At 63.2% G+C, this 3,363-nt stretch carries 1 protein-coding gene and 2 pseudogenes; 1 reads left to right on the top strand and 2 read right to left on the bottom strand.

Going from position 1 to position 3,363, the window contains the following annotated elements; translation table 11 throughout:
- A pseudogene (locus GM30_RS27535) lies at positions 1–2,488 on the top strand (amino acid adenylation domain-containing protein); the annotation flags it as partial.
- A gap of 12 nt (positions 2,489–2,500) precedes the next feature.
- Here the strand turns inward: GM30_RS27535 and fepC are convergent.
- Positions 2,501–3,269 (bottom strand): annotated as a pseudogene (fepC, locus tag GM30_RS04990) (iron-enterobactin ABC transporter ATP-binding protein).
- A partial coding sequence (locus GM30_RS27025; RefSeq protein WP_238582605.1) for a hypothetical protein occupies positions 3,266–3,363 on the bottom strand: 98 nt, incomplete at its 5' end. The gene GM30_RS27025 and the pseudogene fepC, both read right to left, overlap by 4 nt.

The raw sequence follows: 3,363 nt of genomic DNA, 5'->3' as shown, positions 1-3,363 counted from the left end.
GACGAAGCTCAGCGGCTGGCGGCGATTAACGACACGGGTGTGATGCTGCCGGAGACCACGCTCAGTGCGCTGGTGGCGGCACAGGCGGCGAAAACCCCGGACGCCATCGCGCTGGTGGACGCTCGCTGGCAGTTCAGCTATCGCGAGATGCGCGAGCAGGTGGTGGCGCTGGCTCATCAGTTACGCGAGCGCGGCGTGAAGCCCGGCGACTGCGTTGCGGTGGCGCTACCGCGCTCGGTATTTCTGACCCTGGCACTGCACGGTATCGTCGAAACGGGCGCGGCCTGGTTGCCGCTGGATACCGGCTACCCGGACGACCGTTTGCGGATGATGCTGGAAGATGCGCAGCCGTCGCTGCTGATCACCTCAGCCGATCAGCAATCGCGCTTTTCCGGCGTCGAGACGCTGTGCTACAGCGCCCCGCTGCCGGTTACCAACGGTGCGCCGCTGGCGCTCTCCCGCCCGGCGCATACCGCGTATATCATTTTTACCTCCGGCTCTACCGGGCGCCCGAAAGGGGTGATGGTNGGCAACCCGCCATCGTGAACCGCCTGCTGTGGATGCAAAACCACTATCCGCTGACGGCGGATGACGTAGTGGCGCAGAAAACGCCGTGCAGTTTTGACGTCTCTGTCTGGGAGTTCTGGTGGCCGTTTATCGCAGGTGCGCGGCTGGTGATGGCCGAGCCGGACACGCACCGCGATCCGCTGGCGATGCAGCAGTTTTTCCGTCAGTACGGCATCACCACTACCCATTTTGTCCCGTCGATGCTGGCGGCCTTTGTCGCCTCGCTGACGAGTGAAAACAGCGACAGTTGCCGGAGCCTGAAACGGGTGTTCTGTAGCGGCGAAGCGCTGCCGACCGGGCTGTGTCGCGAATGNCGGCGGTGGACGTCAGCTGGTATCCGGCCTGCGGGCCAGAACTGGCGGCGGTCACCGGCAGCAGCGTGCCGATCGGTTTCCCGGTGTGGAACACCGGCCTGCGCATTCTCGATGCGATGATGCGCCCGGTGCCGCCCGGTGTGGCGGGGGATCTCTATCTCACCGGCATTCAACTGGCGCAGGGATATCTGGGACGGCCCGATCTGACCGCCAGCCGCTTTATCGCTGATCCGTTTGTCCCTGGCGAGCGCATGTACCGCACTGGCGACGTGGCGCGCTGGCTGGAGAATGGCGCGGTGGAGTATCTGGGCCGCAGCGACGATCAGCTCAAAATTCGCGGTCAGCGTATTGAACTGGGGGAGATCGACCGCGTGATGTCGGCGCTGCCGGACGTCGCGCAGGCCGTGGCGCATGCCTGCGTGTTTAATCAGGCGGCGGCAACCGGGGGCGATGCGCGCCAGCTGGTGGGCTATCTGATCGCCGAATCCGGGCTGCCGCTGGATACCCGCGCGTTACATGAATCATTGCGCGAACAGCTGCCGCCGCACATGGTGCCGGTGGTGCTCCTGCAACTGGATGCGCTGCCGCTCAGCGCTAACGGCAAACTGGATCGCAAAGCGCTGCCGTTGCCGCAGCGGGTTTCGACCACCAGTGGACGTGCACCGCTACCGGGCATCGAATCCACCGTTGCGCAGGCGTTCAGCGCACTGCTGGGCGGTGAGGTCAACGATGTTGAGGCGGATTTCTTTGCCCTCGGCGGTCATTCACTGCTGGCGATGCGTCTGGCGGCGCAACTGAGCCGCACCTTTGCGCGGCAGGTTACGCCGGGACAGGTAATGGTGGCGTCGACGGTCGGTAAACTCAGCGCGTTGCTGGCAACCGAAGACGATGCCAGCGCGCAGCGGTTGGGCTATGAAGCGATATTACCGCTACGGGAAAGCCACGGCCCGACGCTGTTCTGTTTCCATCCGGCGTCCGGTTTTGCCTGGCAATTCAGCGTGCTGGCGCGCTACCTGAGCGAGCGCTGGAACATTACCGGCATTCAGTCGCCACGCCCGAACGGGCCGATGCAGACCGCCGCGACGCTCGACGACGTATGTGAACACCATCTGGCAACCCCGTATTACCTGTTCGGGTATTCCCTCGGCGGGACGCTGGCGCAGGGCATTGCCGCGCGGTTACGCCAGCGCGGGGAAACGGTGGCGTTTTTAGGACTGCTCGATACCTGGCCGCCGGAAACGCAAAACTGGGCGGCAAAAGAGGCCAACGGTCTCGATCCTGAGGTGCTGGCGGAAATTGCCCGCGAACGTGAGGCGTTTATCGCCGCGCAGCAGGGGCAGGGGTCAGATGCGCTGTTTAGCGCCATCGAAGGCAACTATGCCGATGCGGTGCGTTTGCTGACGACCGCGCACAGCGTCCCGTTTGACGGCACCGCGACGCTGTTTGTGGCGGAGCGCACGCTGCCGGAAGGGATGGATCCACACAGCGCCTGGGCACCGTGGGTGAACACGCTGGCGGTGTATCGCCAGGATTGCGCCCATGTCGATATTATCTCTCCGCAGGCGTTTGAAAAGATTGGTCCGGTGCTGGGCGAGATTTTAGGCTAACCCGCAGGGGGCTCAGGGCCCCCGTTTCCCCAGCGGCACCACCAGTGGCGTTCCGGCTACCGGATCGTCGATGATAGTGCAACGCAGACCGTAGATCTTCTCTATCAATTCAGCGGTGACAATCGCTTTCGGTGCGCCTTCAGCGATGATTTTTCCGTCGCGCAGGGCAATGATATGCGTGGCATAGCGGCAGGCCTGATTGAGGTCATGCAACACCGCCGCCAGCGTATAGCCTTTCTCGCGATTCAGTTCACTGAGCAGTTCCAGCAGGTCTATCTGATGGCTGATGTCCAGCCAGGTGGTCGGCTCATCCAGCAGCATAATCGACGTTTCCTGCGCCAGCACCATGGCGATCCACGCCCGCTGCCGTTGCCCGCCGGAAAGTGTATCCACGCTCTGCTGCGCCAGGTCGGTGATACCAGTGGCCTGCATCGCGCGGGTCACCGCATCGTCGTCTTCTTTACGCCAGCGGGTAAACAGCGGCTGGTGCGGGTAACGCCCGCGCGCCACCAGTTCCTGTACGGTGATATCCCCCGGCGTGGTGGCGTTCTGCGCCAGCAGACCGATGCGTCGCGCCACCTCTTTGCTGGGGTAGCGCTGAATATGCTCGCCATCCAGCCAGACGTGACCGTACGACGGCGTCANNCCCCCAGCCGTTCGGGCCGATAATGGCGGTAAAATGGCCGTCAGGAATGGCGACGTTGAGCTGCTCGGCAATGGTTTTTTTGCCGTAAGCGAGGGTCAGCTGGTCGCCGCGCAAACGGGCTGTGGTGTTGATCATTTTTTGCGGGACTCCTGAATTAACAACGCGATGAGATAGAGGCCGCCAAGGCTGACGGTCACCACGCCCACCGGGAGCTGATACGGTAAAAACA

Origin of the sequence: Trabulsiella odontotermitis, assembly GCF_001188485.1 — a bacterium.
GTDB classification, from domain to species: domain Bacteria; phylum Pseudomonadota; class Gammaproteobacteria; order Enterobacterales; family Enterobacteriaceae; genus Trabulsiella; species Trabulsiella odontotermitis_A.
Note: the sequence above shows the minus strand (reverse complement) of the source record. Positions and strands in the feature narration are given on the sequence as shown.